Source organism: Streptomyces sp. NBC_00572 (assembly GCF_026341815.1).
Classification (GTDB): domain Bacteria; phylum Actinomycetota; class Actinomycetes; order Streptomycetales; family Streptomycetaceae; genus Streptomyces.
The window spans coordinates 6,862,117-6,887,659 of record NZ_JAPENX010000001.1; the positions used below are offsets into that span (position 1 = coordinate 6,862,117).

Genomic DNA, 25,543 nt, shown 5'->3' on the forward strand with positions numbered 1-25,543 from the left:
CCGTCGCAGCCGGAACGAGGAGGCCATGCGAACTCCCCGCAGGACCAACGACGCCGAGGCGTCGGCGCCGCCGTCGGCGGCCGCGCGCGGGCGGCGCGCACACGCCGGGCCGCCCGCCGACGAGCCGGGGGAGCCCACCCCCGAGGCCTTCCCGACCACCGCACGCATGGCCGCCACCCACGCGCCGTCCGCTCCTCCCGCCGCCGAGGCGGGTCCCCTCCGCCCGCCGCGTGGCGGCCTGCGCCCGCGTACCGTCCGCGCCAAGATCGTCTCGCTCCTGATGGTCCCGGTCGTCTCGCTCCTCGCGCTGTGGGGATTCGCCACCGTCACCACGGCCCAGGACGTCGCCCGGCTCCGTCAGCTCCAGCGCGTCGACGCCGAGATCCGTGAGCCCGTCACGGCCGCCGTCGCCGCCCTGCAGGCCGAACGGCGCGCCGCCGTACGGCAGATCGCGGCACCCGGCGCCACCCGGGCCGCCGAGCTCAAGGACCGGATTCGCCGCACGGACGAGGCCGTCGACCGGCTCCGTCTGAACGACACGCACACCGTCGGCGACGCCGGGGACCTGCCCGGGGACGTCGGGGAGCGGGTGACCGTGTTCGTCGGCAAGGTCGCGGGCCTCGCCAGGCTTCGTACTGCCGCCGCCGACGGACGGGCCGACGGGAACCAGGTGTACGAGGAGTACACGGCGGCGGTCTCCGCCGCCTTCGCTGTCGGCGGTGCCCTCACCGGCATCCAGGACACCCGACAGGGATCCGACGCGCGCGTACTCCTGGAATTCGGCCGGGCCGGCGAGATGCTGTCCCGCGAGGACGCCCTCCTTGCCGCCGCCCACCTCGACGGCCGGTTCACCGCGGACCGGCTCCGCGCCTTCGCCGGCGCCGTCGAGACCCGGCGTACCCTCACCGCCTCGGCCACCGCCGACCTGCCCGCCGCCGAACGCGCCGCGTGGGCCCGGCTCGCCGCCGGCACAGACCACACCAGGCTCACCCGGGCGGAGGACCGGATCCTCTCGGCCGAGCCCGGCCGCCCCGCCGCCCAAGCGGTCACCTCCGCGGACTGGGACGACACCCTCGCCGCCGTACGGAGCGGCCTCACCGCGATCGAGACCGACGCGCGCACCGCCGCGGCCCACCGCGCCGACCCCTTCGCGGGTGGTGTGCTCACCGCGGGCGGCGCGGCGGTCGTTCTCGGCCTCGCGGCCGTCGCCGCCTCACTCGTCATCTCCGTACGGATCGGCCGCGGCCTCGTCGTCGAACTCGTCAGCCTCCGCAACACCGCCCTCGGCATCGCACGCGGCAAACTCCCCGCCGCCATGCGCCGGCTGCGCGCCGGAGAGGAGATCGACGTCCAGGCCGAGGCCCCGCCGGGACCCGTCTCCCAGGACGAGATCGGTCAGGTCGGCGAGGCCCTCACCACCGTCCACCGCGCGGCCCTCTCCGCCGCCGTCGAACGCGCCGAACTCGCCAGCGGCATCTCCGGCGTCTTCGTCAACCTCGCCCGTCGCAGCCAGGTCCTCGTCCACCGCCAGCTCAACCTCCTCGACAGCATGGAGCGGCGAGCCGACGACCCCAACGAACTCGGCGACCTCTTCCGGCTCGACCACCTCACCACCCGGATGCGCCGCCACGCCGAGAGCCTGATCATCCTCTCGGGTGCCGCCCCCGGCCGCGCCTGGCGGATGCCCGTTCCCCTCACCAACGTCGTCCGTGCCGCCGTCTCCGAAATCGAGGACTACGCGCGCGTGGAGGTGCGCCGGCTCCCCGAGACGGCCGTGGTCGGCGGCGCCGTCGCCGACCTCACCCACCTCCTCGCCGAACTCATCGAGAACGCCGCCCAGTTCTCCCCGCCCCACACCAAGGTCCGCGTCAGCGGCGAACCCGTCGGAAACGGCTACGCCCTGGAGATCGAGGACCGCGGACTCGGCATGGGCAAGGACACCCTCGCCGACGCCAACGCCCGCATCGCCCAGTCCGAGGCCCTCGACCTCTTCGACAGCGACCGCCTCGGCCTCTTCGTGGTCAGCCGGCTTTCCTCCCGCCACGACATCAAGGTCCAGCTGCGCACCTCCCCGTACGGCGGCACCACGGCCGTCGTGCTGCTTCCGACCGACCTCCTCCAGGGCGCACTGCCACCCGGCCGCGGCACCCCGGCGACCGGCGACGGACCCGACACGCCCCACGCGGGAACGCCCCAGGTGCGCGATCCTCGGATACCGGCCGCCGGCGGGGGAGAGCCGGGCGCGGACCATCGGCAGAGCCGCGACGAGCACGCGACGGGCGACCGGTTCGGCCCCGACGGCTTCAGCGCGGACCGCCTCGGCGCCGACCGGCGCACGGACGACGGGCGCGCCGCACGTGAGCGTGAGGAGGCGCATCGCGCCGAGGCCCGCCGCTTCGGCCGCCCCCAGGTGTCCCGCGCCCCGGCGCAGGCCGGTCCGCCCGCCCCCGCCATCAGTGGAGGCGCCCCCGCCGGGCCCGTTCCGGCACCCCGCCGGACCGCTCCGCAGCCGCCGACCGGCGCGCGGCCGGGAGCCCTGCCCAAGGAGGTGGGTGGCGCACGGCCGCCGCTCCCGCCGCAGGCCGCACCCTCCTCCCGGCCGCAGCCCCTGCCGCGTCCGACCGCCGTCCCCGCGCTCGCGCCGTCGCCGCAGTCCGGGCCTCCGCCCGCCGGGGTCACCGAACTGCGCCGCCGCGGTCCCTCCGTACCGCCGACGGCACGGGAACAGCAGCCCGGCACGCCCGCGGGCCACGCGGGCCACGCGGGCCCTGCCGGACGCGGCGGCGCCCTGGAGGGCGAACTGCCCCGTCGCGTACGGCAGGCGAGCCTCGTCCCGCAACTGCGCGAGGCGCCCGCCGCGGCACCCGTCTTCGTGCCGGCCGCGCCGGAAACGGACGCCCGCACCCCGGAGGTGGTACGTGACCGGATGACGGCCTACCGGGACGGCTGGCAGCGCGGCGGCGGCGCGGCCCCGGGCAGCAGACGTCCCCTCGGCACCGGCACCGGACAGGCTCCGGGCCACGGCACGACCCCCCTCGACGACCCCCGCCCCGAAGGAGACCAGGCATGATCGACCACGAGAGGATCTCTCACCACCGGTCCGGCGAGCTCGACTGGCTCCTCGACGACCTCGTCATGCGGGTCCGGGAAGTCCGCCACACCGTCGTGCTCTCCAACGACGGACTCGCCGTCGGGGCCTCCAACGGACTCAGCCGTGAGGACGCCGAGCATCTGGCCGCCATCGCCTCCGGCTTCAACAGCCTCGCCAAGGGCGCGGGTCGCCAGTTCCACACGGGCGGCGTCCGTCAGACCATGGTCGAGATGGACGACGGCTTCCTCTTCGTCGCCGCTGCGGGGGACGGCTCCTGCCTCGCCGTCCTCAGCTCGGTGAGCGCCGACATCGGCCTCATCGCCTACGAGATGGCCCGCCTCGTCAAGCGCGTCGGCGAGCACCTGCACACCCCGCCGCGGCTCACGGTGACCCCGCCGGCCGCCGGCTGACCCGGAGACAGCCATGAACGAGGACAGCACCGGCGGCGGCTCGCCCGCGCCGGGCAGTCAGTGGTACGACGCCGACGCCGGACCGCTCGTACGCCCGTACGCGATGACGGGTGGCCGGACCAAGCCCGGGCCCAGCAACGTACGGTTCGACCTCATCGCCCTCGTCGTCGTGGACGACGACCCGCCCGGTCCGGCCGAGGAGTCCCTCCTCGGACCCGAGCACCGGTCCCTGCTCGCCCTGTGCCGGGCCGAGACGCAGTCGGTGGCCGAACTCTCCGCCGACGCGGACCTGCCCGTCGGCGTCGTCCGGGTCCTCCTCGGCGACCTCCTGGAATCGGGCTTCGTACGCGTCAGCCGGCCCGTACCCCCCGCACAGCTCCCCGACGAAAGAATCCTGAGGGAAGTAATCGATGGCCTACGAGCGCTCTGAGAGCACCGGCGCGGACGACGGCGCGGACACCACCGCCCTCGCCCTGAAGATCCTGGTCGCCGGTGGATTCGGCGTGGGCAAGACCACCCTCGTCGGCGCGGTCAGCGAGATCCGGCCGCTCCGCACGGAGGAACAGCTCAGCCGTGCGGGGGAGTCGGTCGACGACACCGGGGGAGTGGACCAGAAGACCACCACGACCGTCGCCATGGACTTCGGCCGCATCACGATCCGCTCCGGGCTCTCCCTCTACCTCTTCGGGACACCCGGCCAGGACCGGTTCTGGTTCCTGTGGGACGAGCTGTCACAGGGCGCCCTGGGGGCCGTCGTCCTCGCCGACACACGGCGACTCGAGGACTGCTTCCCGGCGGTCGACTACTTCGAGCACCGGAAGATCCCGTTCGTCGTCGCCGTCAACTGCTTCACGGGCGCGCGTACGTACGGAGCGGCCGACGTGTCCCGCGCGCTCGACCTGGACCGGGGCACGCCCGTCGTGCTGTGCGACGCGCGCGACCGCGACTCCGGGAAGGAGGTGCTCATCCGCCTGGTCGAGTACGCCGGACGGATGCACACCGCCCGGCTCCTCGACACGGTCGGCTGAGCCCGGTCCGCGACCCGGGCCGGACACCTCCTAGTCGGCCACGCCGGCCTGGGCGACCACCTTGTGGATGCGTACCCGGACGAGGAGTTCGCCCGGGACCGCGTTGCGCTCCCCGAACTCGTCCGCCCGGTCCTCGCCCATGTAGCGGGCGCCGATGCGACCGGCCCAGTGCCGCAACTCCTCCAGGTCCTCGCTGAGTTCGGCGCGTCCGCTGAGCGAGACGAAGGCGAAGGGCGGGGTGTCGTCGTCGACGCACAGGGAGACGCGTCCGTCGCGGGCGAGGTTGCGTCCCTTCACCGTGTCCTTGCCCGTGTTGAACACGAACTCGTCCCCGTCGAGCAGGAACCAGACCGGTACGACGTGCGGACTGCCGTCGTCGCGCACGGTCGCAAGCTTGCCGGTACGGGTTCCCTCGGACACGAAGGTCCGCCACTGAGCGTCGGTCATCCTCGTCATGCCCCCATCCTGCGGCACGCGCGGGCGTGGTGCAGTGCTTGCCCTGTTCACGACAGTGCGTAAGGCTTGCGGCGATACGGCGGACCACTGCGGCCCCGAGACGACGGGAATCCCGGTCGACGGGACGCACCACCCAGGGGGAGGACCACTGATGGCGTTGGACAAGGGACTGGACTGGCTTCTCGACGACCTGACTCAGCGGGTCGGATTCATACGGCACGCGCTCGTGCTGTCGAACGACGGCCTGGTGACGGGTGCGAGCAGTGGACTCGCACGTGAGGACGCCGAGCACCTGGCAGCCGTCTCGTCAGGCCTGCACAGCCTGGCCCGGGGCTCGGGCCGGCACTTCAGGGCGGGCAGGGCACGGCAGACGATGGTCGAGTTCGACGAGGCGCTGCTCTTCGTGACGGCGGCGGGCGAGGGCAGCTGCCTGTGCGTCCTGAGCGCGGCGGAAGCGGATGTCGGCCAGGTGGCGTACGAGATGACGCTGCTGGTCAACCGCGTCGGCGAGCACCTCGGTGTGGCAGCCCGGCAGCCGGGGCTCCCGGGCGGCGGCGTGCTCTGACGCTCCGGCTGTCGACGCATCCGTCTGCCTGTCTGCCTGTCTGCCTGTCCGCCTGTACGTCGGCCTGTCGTGCTGAGGTGTTGTCCACAGGCGGTTGTCCACAGGTCGTGCGAGGTTCGTCACTCTGCGTTACGTTCTCGGTGGTGGGTCGGAGCGATCCGCGACACGGAGAGAACACGGACGTACGGGGGAGGGCCACGGGATGACGGTGGACGAAGGGGCGCGCACGGTGACACCGGGACGGGCCGCGCAGGAACTGGAACTGGGGCGCGACGAGTTCCGGCTCGCGGTCCAGCTCGGCCTGGTGAGGACGGTGCCGGTGGGAGAGGGCGGACGACGGCGGGTCGAGCGGTGCGAGCTCGACCGCCTCAGGGCCGCGCCCGACTTTCCCGCCGGCCTGCGGGAACGGGTGCACGCGATCGGCACCGGGGAGGCCGCGGCGCTCCTGGAGATCACGCAGGAGCGCTTCACCCGGCTGGCCCGGGCGGGCTACCTCAGTCCCGTCCGGTTCTCCCTGAACCGCTACCGGGCGGTGGTGTGGACGTATCTCGCGGAAGAGGTCGCCGAGTTCGGCCTCACCTGCCCCGCGCTGCTCACCGGGCGACTGCCCATGGAACTGCGCGAGCGCCTCGCCGCGCACGAGGACCTGCGGCCGAGGAACTGGCGGGCGAGGCGGCTCGGCGTGCTGCTCCGCGCCACGGAGGACCCTTGGGCGCGGGCCGCCGCCATCGCCTCGCTGCTCGACCCGGTCCAGGTGGCCGAGGTCGTCGACGACCCGTACGAGCGCACCCACCTAGACCGGCTGCGTCCGCCGCCGCCTCCGGGAATGCCGCTGCAGGCAGCGGCGCGGGACATCGCCGAGCGGCTCACACGGGCCGACGACCCGGACGAGATCCTCTGGCACCGGATGAGCCTGGCTCTGGCCCTGGACGAGGCGCGCGCCGAGCAGCCCGCGCCGTATCCCGGGGATTCGGGATGGGTCGGGGGATGGTCCGGCGTGAGGGTCCCCGGGCCGCCGGCTCGACCGCCGGTGCTGACCATGGCCCCCGTACCGTCCGTGCCGACCGTCCCACGCGTGCCTTCCGAGCGGCACGCGCAGGTGGTGCCGCTCGGGGCCGCGGTGTCGTGGGGTCGGCAGGCGGTTCCGCCGCCGCCTCGGCCCGCGACGCCACCGGCGGTGCCGACACCGCTATCGCTTCCTCTTGTTCCGGAGGTGCCGACACCGCCTTCGGTGCCGACACCGCCTTCGGTTCCGACACCACCGTCGCTGCCGCTGCCGGTGCCGGTGTCGGTGCCGGTGAGGCGGTCGGCGGTGACCGATCATCCACCGGGCCGTTCGGCCCGCACCAGGCTGCTTGACCGGCTGCGACGCAGGAGGGTGGCCGACGGCGGACGGTCCGCCGGACGGCGGCGCCCGGTGTCCTGGCCCTGACGGTGTCGGCGTGCGGCGTGGGCGGGGTGTGGGGAGGATGGGCCCATGCTGCTCGCCCGTGTCGCGGAGGTGTCCCGGGAGGTCGCTGCGGCCTCCGCGCGCTCGCGCAAGATCGGTCTGCTCGCCGGGCTGTTCGTGGAGGCCGAGCCCGAGGAGAGTCCCCTCGTCATCGCGTACCTCTCAGGCCGGCTTCCGCAGGGACGGATCGGGGTCGGCTGGAGCGTCCTCAAGGAGGTGGCTCCGCCCGCGGTGCCTCCCGCCGAGCGGCCGGGCCTCACGCTCGGGCGGGTCGACGAGGCGATGACGGAGCTCGCGGCGGTTTCCGGAGCGGGCGCTCGCGCCGAGCGGACCCGGCTGCTCCACGACCTGTTCGCCGCAGCCACCGACGACGAACAACATCTCCTGTTGCGGCTGCTCACCGGGGAGGTGCGCCAGGGAGCCCTCGACGCCATCGCCCTGGAAGGCGTCGCCCAGGCCGCCACCGTGCCCGCCGCGGAGCTGCGGCGGGCCGTGATGCTCGAAGGCTCGCTGCCCCCGGTCGCGCAGGCGGTGCTCGCCGAGGGCGCGACCGCGCTCGGCCGGTTCACCCTGCGGGTCGGCAACCCCGTACAGCCCATGTTGGCGCACACCGCCGGCTCCGTCACCGAGGCGATCACCGCCCTCGGGCCCTGTGTCGTCGAGGAGAAACTCGACGGCATCCGCATCCAGGTCCACCGGCGCGGCGACGACGTCCACGTCCACACCCGGTCGCTCGACGAGATCACCGACCGGCTTCCCGAAGTGGTCGCGACCGCCCGCGCCGTGCGGGCCGACGCGTTCATCCTGGACGGCGAGGTGATCGCGCTCGACCCCGGCACCGGACGGCCGGTGTCCTTCCAGGCCATCGCCTCCCGGGTCGGCTCACGCGCCGACGTGGCCGGCGCGCACGCCACCCTTCCCCTCGCACCCGTGTTCTTCGACGTCCTCGCGGTCGGCGGCGAGGGCTTGATCGACCGGCCGGGGCGTGACCGGCACGAGGTCCTCGCCCGGCTGCTCCCCGAGTCCCATCGGGTCCGGCGCCTCGTCGTGACCGATCCCGCCGACCCCGCGCAGGTCGAGGCGGCCGAGCGGTTCTACGCCGACACGCTGTCCCGTGGGCACGAAGGCGTCCTGGTCAAGGCGTTGGACGCGCCGTACGTGGCCGGCCGCAGGGGGCGCACATGGCTGAAGGTGAAGCCCGTCCACACCGTCGACCTCGTCGTCCTCGCCGTGGAGCGGGGCCACGGGCGCAGGACCGGGCTCCTCTCCAACCTGCATCTCGGCGCGCGCACCGCGGACGGCGGCTTCGCCATGCTCGGCAAGACCTTCAAGGGACTCACCGACGACATGCTGCGCTGGCAGACCGAGCGGCTCGGGGAACTCGCCGTGGAGGACGACGGGTTCACCGTACGGGTGCGGCCCGAACTCGTCGTCGAGATCGCCTACGACGGACTGCAGAGATCGACGCGCTACCCGGCGGGTGTCACCCTCCGCTTCGCCCGCGTCCTGCGCCACCGTCCCGACAAGTCCGCCGCCGAGGCCGACACCGTCGAGGGGATCGTCGGGCGACGATGAGCGGACGACGACGGACCTCGCGGGACGGCGCTCCGCGAGGGATGCTGGAGACGTGGCACGACGAGCGCCGGTACGACGTGCGTGGGGTGCCACCAGCGACCGGCGGGCCGCGAGGAGATGAGCGACGTGTACGACTTGCACATCGACACCGACGTGACCGTGCAGCTCAATGACTGCAGCCGGGAAGACGCGCAGGCCGTCTTCGGCGTCCTCGACGGTGTCTACCAGCTGGAGGACATGGAGACCCCGAGCCCCCAGGCGACCACGGGACCTTCCCCCACCGTCTGGACGGCCACCTTCGACACGGCCGGCGGACGCCACCAGGAGGTACGGCCCACCCATCTGACCTCTCCGGTCGGCGCCACGCTCAGCGGCGGCTACCACGCCGTCGACGAGGTCGAGAAGGTGCTGGCCGTCGGCTTCGACATCCAATCCCTGCAGTCCGTCTCCGGTGACCAGGAGACCGAGGCCCGACTGCTGCTCGCCTCCCGCTGAGCCGGAGGCGTGAACTCCCCGGACGGAGCGGACGGGCGCCGTCCGGGGTTCACGTGTGCCCGCCTGCCCGTAAGACCCGCCCGCCCGTAAGACCTACCTGCCTGAAAGGCCCACCTGTCTGAAGGCCCAGCTGTCTGAGCCCCGCCGTCTGGAAGACCCCGCCCGCATCCCCGGTATACACCGTGTGTAGAGTGCTTCGTCGGCCGTGAGTGCTGCCCTGACCAGGCGGTTTCCGGCCGAACCGAAGACATTTCCGGGGAAAGCGGGTTCCACCATGTTCCGATTCAGGCTGGGCCGACGCGGAGGGAAGGCCACAGTCCTGCTGGCCGCGGCGTCGCTGATGCTGACGCTCGGCGGCTGCGGAGTCGACACCGTCACTCCGCAGGACGCCCGAGGGGAGGGCGGGACGGACGACAAGGCGGGCGCCACGGCTCGTCGCGTCGACTGCGACAAGGTCAAGTGCATCGCGCTCACCTTCGACGCGGGCCCGGGCAAGGACACCCCCCGGCTCCTCGACACCCTCAAGGAGAAGCAGGTCCCCGCGACCTTCTTCCTGCTCGGCAGCAAGCACGTCGACCGCTACCCGAAGGTGGTCAAGCGAATAGCCGACGAGGGTCACGAGGTCGCCAACCACACCTGGACCCATCGGATCCTCACCGATCTCGACGAGGCGGAGGTCCGCGACGAGCTGTCCCGCACCCAGGACGCCGTCGAGAAGATCACCGGCCGCAAGCCCACCCTGATGCGCCCGCCGCAGGGTCGCACCGACGGGGCGGTGTCCGACGTCAGCCGGGAACTCGGGCTCGCCCAGATCCTGTGGAGCGTCACCGCCAAGGACTACTCCACCACCGACTCCGCCCTCATACGGCAGCGCGTGCTGGAGCAGGCGCACGAGGACGGGATCATCCTGCTCCACGACATCTACGACGGCACGGTTCCGGCCGTTCCCTCCATCATCGACGAGCTCAAGCGGCGCGGCTTCACCTTCGTGACCGTGCCGGAGCTCCTCGCCCCCGGGAAGGCCGAGCCGGGCTCCGTCTACCGCCCCGAGAAGGACTGACGAGACCTGTCGAAAACGGGTGAGGTGACTCACATCGCCCACACGGGAATGCTTGGAACATTCGGGGATGGTTTACCGTTCCTACGTATGTGACTGCGAAGGGGCCCGGTCCCCAAGGTCCCCCCCTGAGGTGACCGCCTTTCGCGTCACGGCGATCGGCCCCGGTTGGAATCCCCCGTCCAACCGGGGCTCTGTCGTTCTCGGTCACTCTTCCGCACGGCACAGCGACGGCGCCCGAGAGGCGCGCACCCCGGCGCGTTCGACCCGTTCGAGTGAGCTCCGGCATGGTGGCTCCGCACTCGGGCAGTGATCATCCCGAGTCGCCGAGTCGATCACTCGTCGGCCGCTCCCACCAGGGACGATCGAAGGGGGACCCCATGCTCTGTACCACCGCGCGCGCCCGCCGCACCCGCCGTGCCTTCCTGGCCGCGGCCGCCGCACTTCTGCTGTCCGGCTGCACCGCCGTCGGGCCCGGAGCGTCCGTGTCCCCCGGCGTTCCCTCCGGCAAGGCGGCTCAGGACGCGCTCCTCACGGCCGCCGAGCACCGGCTCGTCGTGGACTGCCTCAACGGCCAGGGACTCTCGCTGACGTCCAGGCCCCGCGCCCCGGACGAGGAGCGGACGCTCCAGGCGGCGCTCTTCGGCGCCGGTCCCCGGGAACTCTCCGTCACCCTCGCCACGGGCGCCACCGTCACCGCCCACGAGGACGGCTGCCTCGCCGGTGCCAGACAGCGGCTCTATGGCGACCAGCGCAGCTGGTTCCGGGCCCAGGTCGTCGTCGACAACCTCCGGGCCGAGGCCCAGGCCCGGATGCGCGCCGACCCCACCCATCGCGCGGCACTCGCCCGATGGACCCGGTGCGTGACCCCACCGGGCAGCCCCCGCCCCGACCGTCCCGATCCGGCGGTCGCCACCCGCTGCTCCCGCGAGAGCGGACTCGACGAGGTCCGCGCCCGGCTGGAGGCGGCCGAGCTGGTCACGGTGCGTGCCCTGCGCCGGGGCGAGCTCACCACGTACCGGCAGCTGCGCGACCGCGCACTGCGGCGGGCAGTCGAACTGCCCGCGCCCACCCACCCGCAGAAAGGCACCACCCTCTCGTGAAGCGACTTCTCGTCACCACCGCCGCGGCCCTGTTCGCCGCCACCGCCGGCCTCGGCCTCGCCACCTCCGCCGTGGCGGCCGAATGCCCCAGTGGTGAGTTCTGCGTCTGGCAGGACTCCAACTTCGGTGGCCAGCGCGCCAACTGGAGCGGCGATGACGGCTGGTGGGAGAGCTGGATCTCCGACACCGACTCCTCCTGGGCCAACCACGGCATCTCGGGACCCGGCATCAAGGACCACGTCAAGGTCTACGAGAGCGCCTGGCAGGGCGGCAGCATGACCATCTGTCTCGCCCCGGGCCAGGAGGTCGGCTACAACGGCGCGGCGAACGACCGCGGTGACTCCCACATCTGGTCCATGGGCTGCTGACCCACGGCACGCCCATCCCTCACTTCACGCGCCGCGGCCTTTCCGCCCTCCGGCCGTCGTCTGCCCTCCGCCCGTCCTTTGTGCTCCGCCGGGCCGGGTCGACCCCGCTCACCGCGCGGGGAGACGGGCGGGGTGGCGGAGGGCGGAGGCGAGCATCAGGCCGGCGCCGCGGACGACGCTGGTCGACGGGTCGTTCGCCAGGCGGATGCGGGCGCGGAGGAGGTGGGCGAGGCAGCCGGTCACGTCGAGCCGCAGCGCGCCGCCGCCGGTCACCAGGACCCCGCGGCGCAGCGCCCCGCGTACGGCGCCGGTGGGGTCGTGCCGCCACAGGTCGCTCACCATGTCTGCGGCCGTCCAGGCGACCGCGTCCGGCACGCTGCCCGACTCCGGCAGGTCGTCGACGCCCACCTCGGCCAGCCGGGCGTCCTGGACGAGGCCGTCCACGACCAGCGTGACCTCGGTCAGCTGCGCCCCGAGGTCGACCACCAGCAGCGGGCCGCCGCCGGGCGGCGCCGCGTGGGCGGCCGCGGCGCGGGCGCTGTCCACGGAGATGACCCGCGCCGGACCGAGCGCGTCCACGACCCGTCGTGCCGCCGCCCGCTCCTCGGGAGCGGCGAGTACGGGATGGGTCAGCATGACGACCGTCTCGTACCCGTCGTCGCCGGGGGCGGAGGCGGCGAGGCGCTGGAGCAGGCGGAGCTGGGAGGCCGCGTCGGTCACGCGACCGCGCCGCACCGGACCGCTCGGCACGTCCGCGAAGACGCCCGCCCCCGGAGCCCAGGCCCGGGTCCTGGAGCTGCCGATGTCGAGGGCGATCCCGCGCACGGGCCGCCCCGTGCCCCGGCCGCCGCCTGCTGATCCGAACGAGCCCATCGCTTCCGTCCATTCCCTGCGAACCCGCTGATTGCGAGGCTGATATGGCACCTCACTATGCAGTATCCGTGCCGGGAGCGCTATGGAGCTTATGGATCGAAGGGGCTTGGGTGAGACGTGGTCAGTTCTCAGCGCCCAGCCACAGGTCGGGGCCGAACACTTCGTAGTGGATGTCGGCGGCGGCGACGCCCCGGCCGACGAGTTCGCCGCGGACCGAGCGGAGGAAGGGCAGTGGCCCGCACAGGTACGCGGTGACACCGGCCGGCAGGTCCAGTGCGGTGATGTCCGCGCGGCCTGCTCCGGCTCCGGAGTCGCCCGGCTCCTCGTACCAGAGGTGCAGCGTTCCCTGCGGCAGCGAGTCCACGAGGTGCCGGAGCTCTGCGGCGTGCGCGTGGGAGGCCGGGGTGCGGTCGGCGTGGAGGACCATGACCGGCCGCGTCGATCCGGTGGCCGCCAGGTGATCGAGCATCGCCAGCATCGGGGTGCTGCCGATCCCGGCGGAGGCGAGCAGCAGCGGGCTCTCGCCCTCGGGCAGGACCAGGTCGCCGAACGGGGCGGAGACCTCCAGCGTGTCGCCCACGCGCGCGTGGGCGTGCAGCCAGGAGGAGACCTCGCCGGCCGGGTCGCCGTCCACCCGCTTGACGGTGATCCGCCACTGGGGGCGTCCGGGAGCCGCGGAGAGGCTGTACTGGCGGATCTGCCGGGCGCCGTCGGGCAGGGGGACCTGGACGCTCACGTACTGGCCCGGCCGGAACGCGGAGGTGGGGCTCCCGTCGGCGTGACGCAGGACGAAGGAGACCGTGTCGGCCGTCTCCTCGCGCCGCTCGGCGATCTCCATCGACCGCCAGACCTGGCCCTCGGCCACCCCCGCCTCCTGGTAGAGCCGCGACTCCACCGCGATCAGCGCGTTCGCCATCAGCCAGTACACCTCGTCCCAGGCCCGGGCGACCTCGGGGTTCACCGCCTCGCCGAGGATCTCGACGATCGCCGCGAAGAGGTGCTCGTGCACGGTCTTGTACTGTGCGGAAGTGACTCCGAGGGAGGCGTGCTTGTGCGCGATGCGCGACAGCATCACGTCCGGACGGGTGTCCGGCTTCTCGACCAGGGCGACGGCGAACGCGGCTATGGAGCCCGCGAGCGCCTGCCGCTGCTCACCGCCGGCCTGGTTGCCCCGGTTGAACAGGTCGCGCAGAAGCTCGGGATGGGTGGCGAAGAGACGCCCGTAGAACCGCTCGGTGATCAGGTCGAGCGCCCCGCCGACGGCGGGCAGGGTGGCACGGACGACGGGGACGGCCTGCTCGGACAGCATGAGAACTCGCAATCTGGTAGATGATCTACGTATTTAACGGTGAGCGTGAGCGCCCGAGGGCGTGCACGGCTCAGAGGGTGGGGCGAGGGCTGAGTGAGAGGAGCAGCGGTCCGGTCGGCGATTCCACCAGCTCCGCCACGGTCAGCGGATCAAGGGCGCGGTAGAAGGCCTCCTGCGCCTCTCGCAGCGCCCCGCGCAGCCGGCATGCGCTGCGCAGCGGGCAGGGGGGATCGCCCTCGCAGGCGACGACCTCCTCCTCGCCCTCCAGGGTGCGGGCCAGCCAGCCCACCGAGGAGCGCCGGCCCCGTTCCGTCAGGGCCAGCCCGCCGCCGCGGCCCCGCCGCGCCTCGACCACGCCGAGGTGCTGCAGCCGGGTGACTACCTTCGCCATGTGGGCGTAGGGCACGTCCATCGACTCCGCCACCTCGCGGGTGGTGACGGACTCCTCCGGAGCGGTGACCGCCAGGCGCATCACGGCACGGAGCGCCAGGTCGGTGAACTTCGTCAGCCTCACGCCATGACCGTATCAAAGCGGTATCCGGCATACGTATTAAGGGTCCCGGTGTGCGTCTTGAGGGTGCCGGCGCACGCATAAGGGTCCCGGTCCGCGTATCAGGAGCGTCGTTTGTGGTGCCGCCAGAGCCACCAGCCGCCCGAGACCAGGCAGCTGCTGGTGAGGACGATCCCCAGGACCGGCCACCGCCCGCCCGCGATGCGGATGTCCGTGACGACCACCAGGAAGATGGCGACCGTCGGCAACAGAATGGAACCGACCGCGCGCAGCCCCGCGCGTGCCATGACCGGGTCGAGCCGAACACCGCGCGGGGAGCGTGGGTCGGGGGAGCCGACGTAGAAGACGGTGGCGCGGTCGGTCAGCCGTGTGGTGCTGCGGTAGTACCCGGCGGCCATGTAGGGGAGCCAGACCAGTGGCGCCACCAGGCCGACCAGGAACACGGCGCCGAGGAGTGCCCACCTGCCGATACGGACCCAACGGCCCGCCCTGTCGTCCGGCGTGACAAGGCCGAGGAGCCGCGCCATCCGGGTGATCAGGTCCAGGAGTGCTGCCACGCGCCCCCGGTCGCCGCCGGTACCGGGCCGGGTACCGGCCGGGTCGAGCGCGGCCCGGGCGGTCTCGGTGTCCCCGTACACCCCTTGCAGAACGAGGAGTTCGGCAGCGCGTTGCGGGTCCGCGGAGTCCCACCCGTCGACGGCGGCGATCTCGAGCACCGTGCGCACCTGGGTGAGGAGCGCGCCGCAGAAGGCCACGGGGATGAGCAGCAGGAAGGGGCCGCCGACGAAGGCGCCCTCAGCCGTCACCGACCGTCGTCCACGGGCGACGACCAGGGTCCGGAGGGCGGCCGCGTCGGCCTCGGGGTGGGCCTCGCGGAGGCGGGCGACGGCCGGACCGGCTCCCGGGCCCAGATGGCGCAAGGCGAAGGACGCGAGCGACTCCGGAAGCCTGCCGGGTTCCGCCAGGACCTCCTTCAGGAGGGAACCGGCGAGCCCGGCGGCCGGAGCCGCCCGCGTCCTCTTCCGCACGTCCGGGTGCGCCTTCTCCTCATGCTCCTCCTGGGCCTCAGGCCAGGACCTTGGCCTTCGCCTGCTGGAACTCCTCTGGTGTGATCGCGCCCTTGTCCTTGAGCTCCGCGAGCCGGGCCAGCTCGGCGGCGGCGCTGCCGCCACCGCCCTCCTGCGTTCCGGCGGCCTCGCGGATGTAGCTCTGGAAGGCGGCCTCACTCTCCTTGGCCTGTTTGACGTCACGCTGACTCATGCTCTTGCCCCGGGCGATGACGTAGACGAGCACGCCGAGATACGGGAGGACGATGCAGAAGATCAGCCAGCCGGCCTTGGCCCAGCCGTTCAGATCGTGGTCGCGGAAGATGTCGGTGACCACCTTGAAGAGCAGGAACAGCCACATGATCCAGACGAAGAACCACAGCATGGTCCAGAAGAGGTTGAGGAGGGGGTAGTCGTCCATTCCTGCACACTCCGTTCCCACGCCGGCGGGAGAGGCCTGGCGTTTCAGTGAGTCTCACCCAGCACGCGGGCCCCCGCACGTCGTGGCCGCTCCACATGCGGGCCACCGGCCGCCGTGTTCGGATGGTGGCCGCGGACCGCGTGCGGCACCGACGACCACACGCGGAGCCGTGTATGGACGCGAGGAACGGAGCGCCATGGGGCCGGTGGAATGTGTCGTGCTCGCCTCCCCGGGGGGCGGCTGAAAGTGGCGGCGGTGTCAGCCGTCGCGGACCTGCGCAGAGCGGGCCCGGTGCGCCCTGATCGACTCGCTCGTGGTGGTCAGGTCCGTCAACGGTGAGGTGTCCACGTCCGAAGGCGAGGGACGCCTACCGCGAGGCCGTGGCCGCCGCCTCAGCAGTAAGGAGCCGACGATGTTCATGAGACGCCGTCCGCTCGGCCGGCCCGTCATCCGGCCCGCCGGGGCAGCAGCCCCTGGCCGCCGCCGCGCCACCGGCGCCCAGCGCGCCATCGGTGACCGACCAGCTCGTCCGGCTGGGCGAACTCGCCCAGCAAGGACTGCTCACCCCCGAGGAGTTCGCGGCTGCCAAGGCCAAGATCCTCGGCGCCTGAAGGAACCTCGGCCGTTCCGAGGAGGGACGGTCGTGTTCAGGGACGGCGCAGGGCCGCGAGCGCACGGTCGGCGTGGGCGCTCATGCGCAGTTCGCTGCGCACGACCTCACGTATCCGCCGGTCCTGCCCGATCACGAACGTGACCCGCTTGGTCGGCGCGAGCGAGAATCCGCGCTTCACGCCGAACCGTTCGCGTACGGCACCGTCCGGGTCGGACAGCAGGGGGTAGCCGAGCGAGTGCCGCTCGGCGAACTCCTGCTGCCGTTCCACCGGGTCCGTGCTGATCCCGACGGGCAGCGCGCCGACGGCGCGGAACTCGGCCGCGAGATCACGGAAGTGGCAGGCCTCGGCGGTGCAGCCGGGGGTGAGTGCCGCAGGGTAGAAGAAGAGGACGACCGGACCCTCGGCCAGCAGGCCGGTCAGGGAGCGCGAGGCGCCCGTCTCGTCCGGAAGGCTGAAGTCCTCGACGAGGTCACCGACGTTCATTTGAGGCCCGTCCTCGATCCGTACGTGGTCCGCCACCGGCGCGTCCGGTGGCCGGCGGGTGACGTTACCCCAGAGTAGAACTCGCCGTCACCCCTCCTGGCACCCGTCACCCTCCCGGTAATCGCCATCACTCCAGGGACTGTCAGCCCTGGTGTGCCGCGGCGGCGCCGGCCTCCGCCTTCCCGCCGCGTGCCGTGGCGCGCCGGTCGAGCACTGCGAGGGCCCGCTCGCCCCAGCGCAGGTTCTCCTCCTCGAAGAACCGGCCGCGCATCAGCGTGAGGTACGGGCCGACCCGCTCCGCCTCGTCGAGGTACTTCTCCTCGTCCCGCCCGGCGAGCATCCACTCCCGCAGCCGGTCGTAGCGCGCCAGCTTCGCCCGAGCCGTCTCCATCCGCTGGGCCACGAACCCACGGACGGCCGCCGTGTCGCCCTCGTCGCAGGCCTGGACCTGGACCATCAGTTCGTCCCGCACGGCGCTGGGGCGCGGCGGTGTCGACGTGTACGCGGTCAGATCCAGCATTCCGGGCTCCGTCAGGCTGAACATCCGCTTGTTGGGGCGGCGTTCCTGCTCCACCACGCGCGCCGTGATCAGGCCGGCCTCGGCGAGCTTGTCCAGCTCGCGGTAGAGCTGCTGCGGGGTGGCGGCCCAGAAGTTGGCGACGGACACGTCGAAGATCTTGGCCAGGTCGTATCCGGATGCCTCGCCCTCCAGGAGAGCTGCGAGGACGGCGTGCTTGAGCGACATCAGGACACGCTAGCAGCACGTTGAATAGTTTCCTCCGCACCTATTCAACCGGCGATCCGGGCCGGACGGGGGCCCTACGCTGGCACGTCCGTCCGGCGCCTGCCTAGGCTGGAGGGAGGGGACGGCAGATCCGAGGGGCAGCGCGATGGACAGCCATACGTTTGTCTACACCACCTATATTCGGACCACCCCCGACGAGCTCTGGAAGGCGCTCACCGACCCGGCCTTCACCCGCCGGTACTGGGGCGTGGCCTTCGAGAGCGAGTGGACCCCCGGTGCCCCCATGGTCTGGGACGAGGAAGGGCGTCGGACCGAAGACCCCGAGCAGGTCGTCCTGGAGGCCGAGCCCGGTCGCCTCCTCTCGTACACCTGGCATACCTTCACACCCGCCTGGGCGGAGGCCGTACGTCTTGAGCAGGACGTCTACGAGCGCCTCGCCCGGGAGCCCCGCTCCAAGGCGACCTTCGTGATCGAACCCTCCGGCGACATGGTCAAACTCACGGTCACCCACGGCGACCTGGCCTCCGACGGCCTGATGAAGGGCATGATCGGCGAGGGCTGGCCCGCGCTGATCTCCAGTCTCAAGTCCCTTCTGGAGACGGGTGAGGAGCTGCCGGAGCCGCCCCGCTGACTCCCGGTCCGTATCGGCCCGCTCACCCCACCTCCACGTCCACCCCCACTCCCGCCGCCGCACTCGGCCCGCAGCCGCCCCGCTTGGCCCATTCGAGTCGTCTCGACCGCCACTCCGCCGCCACGCCCAGTCTTTTGATCATCTTTTTCTCCTTTCATCCGCTTTGATGCTGCGGTCGGCACCACCTGCCGGCGTCATCGTCATCGTCGTCGGAAAGGGGAGGGTGTGTCGGACGTGTCGTCCCGCAGATACGTACGGGGGTGGGGAGCGCTCCCCCTGGCCGTCGGAGCCGTCCTCGTCAGTACGGCTGCCCAGTCGCCCGCCGGGCCGGACGCGAGAACCACCTCGGCCCCGGAACCCACCGCCGTCGTCTCGCTGGACGGCTGCCCGGTCGCCGGCGCCGGCCTGTGCTCCGCACCACGCCACACCGTCGTGCTCAGCGGCACGCGAGTCCTCACCGGTCACCCGTTCACGCTCGGCACCCAGGCGTCCGGGCCCGTGGAACTCGCGCTGCGCACGCCCGGAGTGCTCGCCGACGTCACCGTCACCGACCAGCGAGGCCGTCGTGTCGCCGGGACGCCGAGCGTCGACGGCACACGGTGGACGAGTGTCGCGCCGCTGCCGGCGGGAGCCCGGTACGCCGCCCGTCTCGTCGTCGAGCGGGCCGGGGCCGAAGGGTCCGCCCGCCACCGCGCCCGCCTGGACTTCCGTACGGCCGCCGCCCCCGCCGGGGAACGGCTCACCGTCACCTTCGGCCCGGACGACGGCGGCACGTACGGCGTTGGGCAGCCGGTCACCGCCGAACTCAGCCACCCCGTACCGGCGGACGACCCCGACGCCCGCCGGGCCGTCGAGCGCGCCCTCCAGGTGCGGGCCGAACCCCGTGCCGAAGGCGCCTGGTACTGGGTCGACTCCGACACCCTCCACTACCGCCCCCGCAGCTACTGGCCCAGCCACGCCACGGTCCGGGTGCGCAGCGGCCTCGACGGGGCCCGGGTCGCGGGCGGCCTCTACGGCGGCCGCTCACGGCCCGTCACCTTCACCACCGGGGCCCGGATCGAAGCCGTCACCGACGTCGCCGCCCTTCGGATGACCGTGTACCGCGACGGACTGCCGCTGCGCACCTTCCCGGTCACCACCGGCAAGGCCGGATATCGCACCCGGGGCGGCACCAAGGTCGTCCTCGGCAAGGAGCCGCTCGTCCGGATGCGCGGGGACTCCATCGGCATCGCCCGCGGCAGCGACGACTACTTCGACCTCAAGGTCCGTTGGGCCACCCGGGTGACCTGGAGCGGCGAGTACCTGCACGCCGCTCCTTGGTCGCTCGACGCCCAGGGCAGCGAGAACGTCAGCCACGGCTGCACCGGCATGAGCCCTGAGGACGCAGCCTGGCTGTTCGGCACCGTCCGCGAAGGGGACCTCGTCCGGGTGATCAACGGATACGGCGCACCCATGACCCCCTTCGACAACGGCTTCGGCGACTGGAACCTGAGCTGGCCCGAGTGGCGCCGGGGGAGCGCCTTCGACCCGAGCGCCACCCGCCCCCGTCCCGGAACGGGCGCGGTCGCCCTTCGCCCCGCATTGTGAACCCGGGGCGTCTCAACGGCCCGCCGCCGACTCCGCCGCGCCCGCCGCCGGGTCCGGCGCGGTGGGGGCCGCCGCAGGCGCGGGCTCGCTGATGCTCAACCGGGAGCGCCACTGGAGCCCGGCGCCCACCAGGACGCCCAGGGCGATCGCCGCCACGGTGATCACCGTGCTCACCAGGTTGTCCAGGCCGCCGCCGGTGTCGCCCTCCACGATGATCTCCGAGATCCACCTGGTCGCGCCGCAGGTCGGGCCCTTCGACCGGGGCGAAGTCCAGTTCGCCGCCCCGGCCGTCGGGGCCGCCGCCGACCCGGACGAAGAGCCCCGTGGGCGCCACGAAGGACCGCACGCGCATCCCGTAGCGAGCGGCCACGTCGTGCAGCACCCGCTCCACCTCGGACGTCTGCTCCGCGGCCCGGAGCAGAGCGGCGCCGAGCTCGCAGAGCAGCGCGGCCAGGTCCCGCGGCCGCTCCGGGCCCGCGTCCTCCGCCTCCGGCAGGGTGAGGGTGTCCCTGCCGCGCCGCCGTGCCCGCAGGGTGGCCGCCGTGCGGGCGAGGGCACGCACATCGGCATGGGGCAAAAGGCGCATTCGGAAAAAGTGGCAGCGCGGTGGGACGCGTACCCGGCAGCGTTCCACGCACCTGCCGCGCCCCGGCCTCCGAACTGCCCGGCCGGCGAAGCAGCCGGGCAGACGTGCCCGACTACCGGTACTCGACCGTCAGTGTCACCGGCGCCGCCTGGTTCACGAAGAGATACGCGGTGGCGGTCGGCGCCGACGCGAACCCGAGCCGGAACTGTGTGACCCCGCCCCGGTTCAGCGCCGCGAGCGCCTCCACCGACAGGTCCGTCGACACCGCGCTCCCGGATGAGAACGCGTCGATCCGCGCCGCGCCCGCCACCGACGCCGCCGCCGACCAGTCACCGGGCTCGACCGCGCACCCGCCGAAGCAGCCCGTGCGCAGGTCCACCAGGAGCCGGTTGCCCGTCGGCGAGGCCCAGGGATCGCCCGAGCCGCTGGACCGGGTGACGGTCAGCCAGGCCCGGGTGATCTCCTTGCCGGCCGGAATCCGCGAGGTGTCGAAGGAGACGACCGACCGGTTCACCTTGCCGTCCGTGCCCCGGCCGAGCGCCAGCCCGTACACGTCCTCCAGCGTGCCGACCGCCGCCCCGGAACCGTCCGCGGCCGCCTTCACGTACCCGTCCTCGGCGTCCGTGCTCGACAGGACCGTCCGATCGCCGGTGGGCGGCGGAGTCCCCGTGCCGCGCAGCGCCCGCACCATGCCCATGATCGCCTCGATCTGCTTCCCGCCGTGCCGGGCGTAGGCCGTGTCACCGAGGTAGCCCCACCAGTTCCAGCAGCCGTTCGGGTTCTCCAGGGTCGCGGTCGGTGCCGCCTGCGGATACAGCACGATCATGTCGTTGGTGTCGGCGTACTCGTTCAGGTACGCGTTCTCGACGAACCGGGTCCCGAACCCCTGGTACGCGTACCCCTGCTTGCAGCCGTGCAGTGCCACGAGCAGCTTGCAGCGCGCTCCCTGCGCACAGGACGCCGGGACGTACGCGAAGCCCTCGGCGCCCATCGAGAGCGCGGCCGCCGAGCCGCCCGGCGCGTACGTGTTCTGGTCGAAGCGGATCAGTGAGCCGCCCGTGCCGGAACCCGGCGCGGCGACCGACCCGAAGAGATGCCCGAGCAGCGCCCCTTCCGCGTCGATTCCGCAGTTGTTGAGGAACGGAGTCTGCGTCACCGTGCAGGAGTTGGGGCCGAGCGGAGTGATCCAGGCGTGTCCCGCCGCCGTCGACCGGTTGTACTGGACCCGCGCGCCGAAGCGGCCGTAGTAGTCGGCGAGCGCGTCCGCCACCGGCCGCTTCACCGTCGAGTCACCCGAGCCGCTGAACACGTACACCGGGTCACCGGACAGGTTCTCCACCGGGTCGACCTGGCCCTGCGCGGACCGGTCGCGGGTGGCCTGCTCCAGGGCGGCGAGCTGAAGGTTCTGCGTCGTGTCCATGCAGGCGTTGAGCGCTGTCGCGAGCAGGCCGCGCGCGCAGTCGTACGGCCCCGAGGCGAAGGCCGCCGAGCCCTCGAACGTACCCGAGTACGCGACGTGCAGCTGGGTGGCCATGTAGCCGCCGGACGACACACCCGCGCTGAACACGGAGCCGATGTCGTACCCCTGGAGCGTGCCGGGTACGGGCGGGGGAGCGGCGGCCCCGGCGGGGACCGCGGTGGGAAACAGGGTCGCGGCGACGCCCAGCAGCAGCGCCGCGAACCGGCGTGGCCTGCGGCGACGGGCGGGACGGGGTGAAGAGGTGGGGCGGGGTGAACGCATGGGATCTCCCGGATGGCTTGTTCCTGACGGAGGTTCGGCCGGGAGGCTATGGGCGTTCCTGGGCCCTCCTCCATGGGCGAGGACGCCACAATCCGGCCCGCCCGGTATGGCGGCCCGTCACCTGGCAGCCGTCGTGGGGGCGCCGGGCGCGAGCTGCGAGGATGCCGCCATGGAAGATCACCAGGAGAAGAACGGCGCGCTGGCCGAGGCGGTCGCGCTGCGCGAACAGGGCCGGAGGGAAGAGGCGCGCGAGCGGCTCGTCGCCCTCGCCGCACAGCACCCGGACGACGCGGAGATCGCGTACCAGACGGCCTGGGCGCACGATGTCCTCGGTCTGGAGGCGGAGGCCGTGCCGTACTACGAACGCGCCCTCGCGGGCGGCGGGCCCGCCGGCGCCGGGCTCTCCACGGAGGACCGGCGCGGGGCGCTGCTCGGCCTCGGCAGCACCTACCGGATCCTCGGCCGTCACGAAGAGGCCGTCACCCTCCTGACCGCCGCCGCCGAGGAGTTCCCGGAGGACGGCTCCCTGCGGACCTTCCTCGCGATGGCCCTCTACAACACCGGCCGCCACCACGAGTCGACCCGCCTGCTGCTCCGGCTGCTCGCCGCCACCAGCGAGGACCCGTCCGTACGGGAGTACCGTCGGGCCATCGAGCACTATGCCGAGGACCTCGACGCGATCGAGTGAGGCGAGGCGAGGGCGGACCGCTTACCGTCCGCCGTTCACCGGCGGTGTGGGTTCACCGCCGTCGTCCGCTCCGAGGTCCGTCGGTCGATCGCCCCTGTCAGTCGTTCACCGCCGTCAGGAGCACCACCGCGTCGTCCAGGGCGGTGATCCCGTGTCGTTCCCTGAGCATCCGCAGCGTGCCGGTCGACAGCTCCTCCGCCCGGCCCGCCATCGTCAGGTTCACCCGGCCCCGCAGCACCTGGAGGCTCGCCGCCGGAGGCGCGTTGTGCTCGTCCAGGGACGTGCCCGCCGTCAGGGCGATGACGGACTGCCGGAGTACCCCGTCGTGCATGATCAGATGGGCGCTGCGCCCGTGCGGCGCGGTGCGGGCCGCGGCCATGTGCTCGTCGGCGAGGGCGGTGAGGTCCAGCTTCATGACTCTCCCTGCGGGATGCGCGGGCGGATATTCCCAGCCTCCCGTGTGACGTCCGGGACGCAACTCGGGGCCGCCTGTCCGGAACGCACCGCCACGATCCCGCCGGCGGCGACGAACACGCCGGCGGCGAGCAGTGCCGAGGACCAGCCGTGCTCCGCGTACAGCCAGGATCCGGCGAGCGAGCCGAGCGCCCCGCCGCCGAAGGTGGCCAGCATGAAGACCGTGTTGACCCGCGCCGCCACTGCCCGGCCGATCCCGAAGATCCTCGCCTGGTTGGCCACCTGACAGGAGCTGACCCCCACCACCAGCAGATTCGCCCCGGCGACCAGGCCTACGGAGGAGTACGGCACCAGGCCGGCCACACCGAGCCCGAGCCCGGTGAGCCCCAGCCCGCCGGCGCTCACCAAGGGAGCCCCGTACCGGTCGGTGAGCGGCCCGGCCGTCGCCGAGAGCAGCGCGGCGGGCAGGGTCAGCACCCCGAAGAGCCCGGCGGCCCCCGGCCCGTACCCGAGCGGCGGCGCCGCCAGATGGAAGGCGAGCACCGCCCAGAAGACGCTGAAGGCGGCGAAGACGCAGGCCCCGAGCAGCGCCGAGACGCGCAGCTCGCGGTGGACCGCCAGGAGCTTGGGCAGTCCCGCCAGCAACCCGGCGTACGAGGTGTGCCCGCGCGCCCCCAGCCGTTCGGGCAGCCGGCGCGGCAGGACGCACAGCAGGGCCCCCGTCGCCACGGCGGCCACGACGTAGGCCGTCCGCCAGCTGCCGCTCACGTCGGTGACCGCGCCCGAGACCGTACGCGACAGGGTCGAGCCGAGCGTGAGCCCGAGACCGACGAGGCCCACGACCCGGCCCTGCCGACCGGGGCCCGCGAGCACGGCCGCCACCGGGGTGAGGATCTGCGGCAGCACCGTCGTGGTCGACAGCGCGAGCGTCGCGACCGTCAGCGTGACCACTCCGGGCGCCGACGCCGCGACGAGCAGTGCGGCGGTGGTGAGGGCGAGCAGTACCGAGGTCAGGCGGCGGAGCCGCGCGGTGTCGGCCAGCGGGACGAGGAGCAGGATGCCGAGCGCGTACCCGATCTGGGCCGCCGAGGCGATCAGCCCCGCCGTCCGCTCCGAGACGTCGAGACCCCGAGCGACAGCGGCGAGGAGCGGCTGAGGGAAGTAGATGTTGGCGACGGTGACGGCGCCCGCGACGGCGAAGAGGAGGACGTTCACGGGCCGGGCGGGTGCGGGGGAATCGTCGGGGGCGGCGGGGCGGAACGGGTCCACGAAGTCTCTTCCGTACGGGGGAGGGGGCCGCCTCCAGGCTCCTCGCCACCGCCCCGGCGCAACAAGCTGTCATCATGAAACCGGCGTTGAGCCACACTCAACGATCAGAGCAGTCACACAGGGGGCCCGGTGCTCGAACGGTACGAGCTGGAAACGTTCCTCACGCTCGCCGAGGAGCTCCACTTCGGGCGCACCGGCGAGCGTCTCGGCGTGTCCACCGGCCGCGTCAGCCAGACCGTGAAGAAACTGGAGCGCCGCATCGGCACCCCGCTCTTCGCCCGCACCAGCCGTAGTGTCGCCCTCACCCCGGTCGGCCTGCGCCTGTACGAGGACCTCCTGCCCGCCCACCGGCAGATCCGCACCGCCCTGGAGCGCGCCACCGAGGCCGGACGAGGAATCCACGGGAGACTGCGGGCCGGCTTCGGCACGCCCTGGGGCGCCGAGCTGCTCATGACCGCCGCCGACGCCCTCCTCGCCCGCCACCCCGGCTGCGAGATCACCGTCCATGAGGTTCCCCTGGACGGCGGCGTCCGGCCCCTCTTGGACGGCGAGCTCGACATCCAGCTCGCCGCCTTCCCCGTGCGCGAGCCGGAGCTGACCACCGGCCCCGTCGTCGTCCGCGACGACCGCGTCCTGCTGCTGCCCGCGGCCCATCCGCTGGCCGACCGCCCGTCCCTCGGCCTCGAGGACTTGGCCGACCTGCCCCTGATCACCACCGGGGGTGCCCATCCGCGCCACTGGCTCGACCACCACTACCCCCGGCGCGCCCCGTCCGGAGCCGCCGTCCCCCGGGGCCCGGTCGCGGCCACCTGGCAGGAGGTCCTCTCCCATGTGACGGCCGGCCGGGGCGTCACTCCGGGTGCGGCCCGTGGCGCCCGCTACCACCCCCGGCCCGGCATCGCCTACGTCCCCCTGCGGGACGCCCCACCCCTCGAATACGGCCTGATCTGGCCCACCGCCGCCGACTCCGCCCTGCTCAGGGCGTTCGTCGCGGCGGTCGGCACCGTAGGGGAGGCGTGACCTCCGA

Annotated in this window: 28 protein-coding genes; 16 read left to right on the forward strand and 12 right to left on the reverse strand. The window is 72.9% G+C overall.

Going from position 1 to position 25,543, the window contains the following annotated elements:
• The first annotated feature begins 25 nt into the window (after positions 1–25).
• The 4 genes from OG514_RS30910 to OG514_RS30925 are packed head-to-tail and all read left to right on the forward strand — an operon-like array spanning position 26 to position 4,529.
• Complete coding sequence (locus OG514_RS30910; RefSeq protein WP_266900339.1) at positions 26–3,070, forward strand: nitrate- and nitrite sensing domain-containing protein; 3,045 nt, start codon at positions 26–28, stop codon at positions 3,068–3,070.
• Positions 3,067–3,501 carry a roadblock/LC7 domain-containing protein gene (locus OG514_RS30915; RefSeq protein WP_030316903.1) on the forward strand — a complete coding sequence of 145 codons (435 nt, stop codon included), beginning with the start codon at positions 3,067–3,069 and terminating at the stop codon, positions 3,499–3,501. The genes OG514_RS30910 and OG514_RS30915 overlap by 4 nt, the downstream gene beginning before the upstream one ends.
• A gap of 13 nt (positions 3,502–3,514) precedes the next feature.
• Positions 3,515–3,931, forward strand: a complete 417-nt coding sequence (locus OG514_RS30920; RefSeq protein WP_266900343.1) for a DUF742 domain-containing protein — start codon at positions 3,515–3,517, stop codon at positions 3,929–3,931.
• The gene (locus OG514_RS30925; protein ID WP_055603501.1) at positions 3,912–4,529 is read left to right on the forward strand and encodes an ATP/GTP-binding protein; all 618 of its coding nucleotides are present in this window, start codon (positions 3,912–3,914) and stop codon (positions 4,527–4,529) included. Before OG514_RS30920 ends, OG514_RS30925 begins: the two co-directional genes overlap by 20 nt.
• Positions 4,530–4,559: 30 nt before the next feature.
• Here OG514_RS30925 and OG514_RS30930 read toward each other — a convergent pair whose 3' ends face one another.
• The gene (locus OG514_RS30930; protein ID WP_266900347.1) at positions 4,560–4,985 is read right to left on the reverse strand and encodes a PPOX class F420-dependent oxidoreductase; all 426 of its coding nucleotides are present in this window, start codon (positions 4,983–4,985) and stop codon (positions 4,560–4,562) included.
• A 151-nt stretch (positions 4,986–5,136) separates the two neighbouring features.
• Here OG514_RS30930 and OG514_RS30935 point away from each other — a divergent pair, with 151 nt between their 5' ends.
• From OG514_RS30935 to OG514_RS30965, 7 genes are all read left to right on the forward strand, one after another.
• Entirely contained in the window at positions 5,137–5,550 is a 414-nt protein-coding gene (locus OG514_RS30935) for a roadblock/LC7 domain-containing protein (RefSeq protein ID WP_266900349.1), read from the forward strand.
• A gap of 202 nt (positions 5,551–5,752) precedes the next feature.
• A complete protein-coding gene (locus tag OG514_RS30940) occupies positions 5,753–6,982 on the forward strand; it encodes a DUF6397 family protein (protein WP_266900351.1) in 1,230 nt (409 codons plus the stop codon).
• A 45-nt stretch (positions 6,983–7,027) separates the two neighbouring features.
• Positions 7,028–8,575 (forward strand): ATP-dependent DNA ligase, encoded by a 1,548-nt coding sequence (locus OG514_RS30945; RefSeq protein ID WP_266900353.1) that lies wholly within the window; start codon positions 7,028–7,030, stop codon positions 8,573–8,575.
• Positions 8,576–8,692: 117 nt separating this feature from the next.
• Positions 8,693–9,070: a hypothetical protein gene (locus OG514_RS30950; RefSeq protein ID WP_266900355.1), complete on the forward strand. Its 378-nt coding sequence runs from the start codon at positions 8,693–8,695 to the stop codon at positions 9,068–9,070.
• 274 nt (positions 9,071–9,344) lie between these two features.
• Positions 9,345–10,130, forward strand: coding sequence for a polysaccharide deacetylase family protein (locus OG514_RS30955; protein WP_266900357.1), 786 nt, complete (start codon positions 9,345–9,347; stop codon positions 10,128–10,130).
• Positions 10,131–10,507: 377 nt separating this feature from the next.
• Positions 10,508–11,230, forward strand: coding sequence for a hypothetical protein (locus OG514_RS30960; protein WP_266900359.1), 723 nt, complete (start codon positions 10,508–10,510; stop codon positions 11,228–11,230).
• Positions 11,227–11,598 (forward strand): peptidase inhibitor family I36 protein, encoded by a 372-nt coding sequence (locus tag OG514_RS30965; RefSeq protein ID WP_266900361.1) that lies wholly within the window; start codon positions 11,227–11,229, stop codon positions 11,596–11,598. The genes OG514_RS30960 and OG514_RS30965 overlap by 4 nt, the downstream gene beginning before the upstream one ends.
• A 108-nt stretch (positions 11,599–11,706) precedes the next feature.
• On the opposite strand, the gene OG514_RS30970 is transcribed toward OG514_RS30965, so the two are convergent.
• The 5 genes from OG514_RS30970 to OG514_RS30990 form a co-directional block, all read right to left on the reverse strand.
• Positions 11,707–12,471 (reverse strand): rod shape-determining protein, encoded by a 765-nt coding sequence (locus tag OG514_RS30970; protein ID WP_266900363.1) that lies wholly within the window; start codon positions 12,469–12,471, stop codon positions 11,707–11,709.
• Positions 12,472–12,592: 121 nt separating this feature from the next.
• Positions 12,593–13,780, reverse strand: coding sequence for a globin domain-containing protein (locus OG514_RS30975; protein WP_266900365.1), 1,188 nt, complete (start codon positions 13,778–13,780; stop codon positions 12,593–12,595).
• A 70-nt stretch (positions 13,781–13,850) separates the two neighbouring features.
• Complete coding sequence (locus OG514_RS30980) at positions 13,851–14,294, reverse strand: Rrf2 family transcriptional regulator (protein ID WP_266900367.1); 444 nt, start codon at positions 14,292–14,294, stop codon at positions 13,851–13,853.
• Positions 14,295–14,392: 98 nt separating this feature from the next.
• Positions 14,393–15,319, reverse strand: coding sequence for a hypothetical protein (locus OG514_RS30985; RefSeq protein ID WP_266900369.1), 927 nt, complete (start codon positions 15,317–15,319; stop codon positions 14,393–14,395).
• 37 nt (positions 15,320–15,356) lie between these two features.
• Positions 15,357–15,758 (reverse strand): SHOCT domain-containing protein, encoded by a 402-nt coding sequence (locus tag OG514_RS30990; protein ID WP_266900371.1) that lies wholly within the window; start codon positions 15,756–15,758, stop codon positions 15,357–15,359.
• Between the two features lie 512 nt (positions 15,759–16,270).
• Between OG514_RS30990 and OG514_RS30995 the strand changes: the two genes are divergently transcribed.
• On the forward strand, positions 16,271–16,369 hold the full coding sequence (locus tag OG514_RS30995) for an SHOCT domain-containing protein (RefSeq protein WP_266900373.1): 99 nt from the start codon (positions 16,271–16,273) through the stop codon (positions 16,367–16,369).
• Between the two features lie 36 nt (positions 16,370–16,405).
• On the opposite strand, the gene OG514_RS31000 is transcribed toward OG514_RS30995, so the two are convergent.
• Positions 16,406–16,855 carry a peroxiredoxin gene (locus OG514_RS31000; protein ID WP_266900375.1) on the reverse strand — a complete coding sequence of 150 codons (450 nt, stop codon included), beginning with the start codon at positions 16,853–16,855 and terminating at the stop codon, positions 16,406–16,408.
• A gap of 142 nt (positions 16,856–16,997) precedes the next feature.
• Positions 16,998–17,600: a PadR family transcriptional regulator gene (locus tag OG514_RS31005; RefSeq protein ID WP_266900377.1), complete on the reverse strand. Its 603-nt coding sequence runs from the start codon at positions 17,598–17,600 to the stop codon at positions 16,998–17,000.
• A gap of 145 nt (positions 17,601–17,745) precedes the next feature.
• Between OG514_RS31005 and OG514_RS31010 the strand changes: the two genes are divergently transcribed.
• Together OG514_RS31010 and OG514_RS31015 are read left to right on the forward strand one after the other, a co-directional pair.
• Positions 17,746–18,231, forward strand: a complete 486-nt coding sequence (locus OG514_RS31010; protein ID WP_266900379.1) for an SRPBCC family protein — start codon at positions 17,746–17,748, stop codon at positions 18,229–18,231.
• Positions 18,232–18,465: 234 nt separating this feature from the next.
• Complete coding sequence (locus OG514_RS31015) at positions 18,466–19,818, forward strand: Ig-like domain-containing protein (RefSeq protein WP_266900381.1); 1,353 nt, start codon at positions 18,466–18,468, stop codon at positions 19,816–19,818.
• A gap of 12 nt (positions 19,819–19,830) precedes the next feature.
• On the opposite strand, the gene OG514_RS31020 is transcribed toward OG514_RS31015, so the two are convergent.
• Together OG514_RS31020 and OG514_RS31025 are read right to left on the reverse strand one after the other, a co-directional pair.
• On the reverse strand, positions 19,831–20,028 hold the full coding sequence (locus tag OG514_RS31020; protein WP_266900383.1) for a hypothetical protein: 198 nt from the start codon (positions 20,026–20,028) through the stop codon (positions 19,831–19,833).
• Between the two features lie 488 nt (positions 20,029–20,516).
• Positions 20,517–22,145, reverse strand: coding sequence for a PHB depolymerase family esterase (locus OG514_RS31025; RefSeq protein WP_266900385.1), 1,629 nt, complete (start codon positions 22,143–22,145; stop codon positions 20,517–20,519).
• A gap of 169 nt (positions 22,146–22,314) precedes the next feature.
• Between OG514_RS31025 and OG514_RS31030 the strand changes: the two genes are divergently transcribed.
• Positions 22,315–22,833, forward strand: coding sequence for a tetratricopeptide repeat protein (locus tag OG514_RS31030; protein WP_266900387.1), 519 nt, complete (start codon positions 22,315–22,317; stop codon positions 22,831–22,833).
• 97 nt (positions 22,834–22,930) lie between these two features.
• On the opposite strand, the gene OG514_RS31035 is transcribed toward OG514_RS31030, so the two are convergent.
• Together OG514_RS31035 and OG514_RS31040 are read right to left on the reverse strand one after the other, a co-directional pair.
• Complete coding sequence (locus tag OG514_RS31035; protein WP_187624761.1) at positions 22,931–23,248, reverse strand: cupin; 318 nt, start codon at positions 23,246–23,248, stop codon at positions 22,931–22,933.
• On the reverse strand, positions 23,245–24,516 hold the full coding sequence (locus OG514_RS31040; RefSeq protein WP_266900392.1) for an MFS transporter: 1,272 nt from the start codon (positions 24,514–24,516) through the stop codon (positions 23,245–23,247). The genes OG514_RS31035 and OG514_RS31040 overlap by 4 nt, the downstream gene beginning before the upstream one ends.
• Before the next feature lie 129 nt (positions 24,517–24,645).
• On the opposite strand from OG514_RS31040, the gene OG514_RS31045 reads away from it, so the two are divergent.
• Positions 24,646–25,536 (forward strand): LysR family transcriptional regulator, encoded by an 891-nt coding sequence (locus OG514_RS31045; protein WP_266900394.1) that lies wholly within the window; start codon positions 24,646–24,648, stop codon positions 25,534–25,536.
• The last annotated feature ends 7 nt before the right edge of the window (positions 25,537–25,543 follow it).

What these genes read in the sequence shown, in the direction of transcription:
- OG514_RS30910 (WP_266900339.1), top strand. Translation starts at nt 26, where the DNA reads ATGCGAACTCCCCGCAGGACCAACGACGCCGAGGCGTCGGCGCCGCCG.
- OG514_RS30915 (WP_030316903.1), top strand. Translation starts at nt 3,067, where the DNA reads ATGATCGACCACGAGAGGATCTCTCACCACCGGTCCGGCGAGCTCGAC.
- OG514_RS30920 (WP_266900343.1), top strand. Translation starts at nt 3,515, where the DNA reads ATGAACGAGGACAGCACCGGCGGCGGCTCGCCCGCGCCGGGCAGTCAG.
- OG514_RS30925 (WP_055603501.1), top strand. Translation starts at nt 3,912, where the DNA reads ATGGCCTACGAGCGCTCTGAGAGCACCGGCGCGGACGACGGCGCGGAC.
- OG514_RS30930 (WP_266900347.1), bottom strand. Translation starts at nt 4,985, where the DNA reads ATGACGAGGATGACCGACGCTCAGTGGCGGACCTTCGTGTCCGAGGGA.
- OG514_RS30935 (WP_266900349.1), top strand. Translation starts at nt 5,137, where the DNA reads ATGGCGTTGGACAAGGGACTGGACTGGCTTCTCGACGACCTGACTCAG.
- OG514_RS30940 (WP_266900351.1), top strand. Translation starts at nt 5,753, where the DNA reads ATGACGGTGGACGAAGGGGCGCGCACGGTGACACCGGGACGGGCCGCG.
- OG514_RS30945 (WP_266900353.1), top strand. Translation starts at nt 7,028, where the DNA reads ATGCTGCTCGCCCGTGTCGCGGAGGTGTCCCGGGAGGTCGCTGCGGCC.
- OG514_RS30950 (WP_266900355.1), top strand. Translation starts at nt 8,693, where the DNA reads ATGAGCGACGTGTACGACTTGCACATCGACACCGACGTGACCGTGCAG.
- OG514_RS30955 (WP_266900357.1), top strand. Translation starts at nt 9,345, where the DNA reads ATGTTCCGATTCAGGCTGGGCCGACGCGGAGGGAAGGCCACAGTCCTG.
- OG514_RS30960 (WP_266900359.1), top strand. Translation starts at nt 10,508, where the DNA reads ATGCTCTGTACCACCGCGCGCGCCCGCCGCACCCGCCGTGCCTTCCTG.
- OG514_RS30970 (WP_266900363.1), bottom strand. Translation starts at nt 12,471, where the DNA reads ATGGGCTCGTTCGGATCAGCAGGCGGCGGCCGGGGCACGGGGCGGCCC.
- OG514_RS30975 (WP_266900365.1), bottom strand. Translation starts at nt 13,780, where the DNA reads ATGCTGTCCGAGCAGGCCGTCCCCGTCGTCCGTGCCACCCTGCCCGCC.
- OG514_RS30990 (WP_266900371.1), bottom strand. Translation starts at nt 15,758, where the DNA reads ATGGACGACTACCCCCTCCTCAACCTCTTCTGGACCATGCTGTGGTTC.
- OG514_RS31000 (WP_266900375.1), bottom strand. Translation starts at nt 16,855, where the DNA reads ATGAACGTCGGTGACCTCGTCGAGGACTTCAGCCTTCCGGACGAGACG.
- OG514_RS31005 (WP_266900377.1), bottom strand. Translation starts at nt 17,600, where the DNA reads ATGTCGCTCAAGCACGCCGTCCTCGCAGCTCTCCTGGAGGGCGAGGCA.
- OG514_RS31010 (WP_266900379.1), top strand. Translation starts at nt 17,746, where the DNA reads ATGGACAGCCATACGTTTGTCTACACCACCTATATTCGGACCACCCCC.
- OG514_RS31025 (WP_266900385.1), bottom strand. Translation starts at nt 22,145, where the DNA reads ATGCGTTCACCCCGCCCCACCTCTTCACCCCGTCCCGCCCGTCGCCGC.
- OG514_RS31030 (WP_266900387.1), top strand. Translation starts at nt 22,315, where the DNA reads ATGGAAGATCACCAGGAGAAGAACGGCGCGCTGGCCGAGGCGGTCGCG.
- OG514_RS31035 (WP_187624761.1), bottom strand. Translation starts at nt 23,248, where the DNA reads ATGAAGCTGGACCTCACCGCCCTCGCCGACGAGCACATGGCCGCGGCC.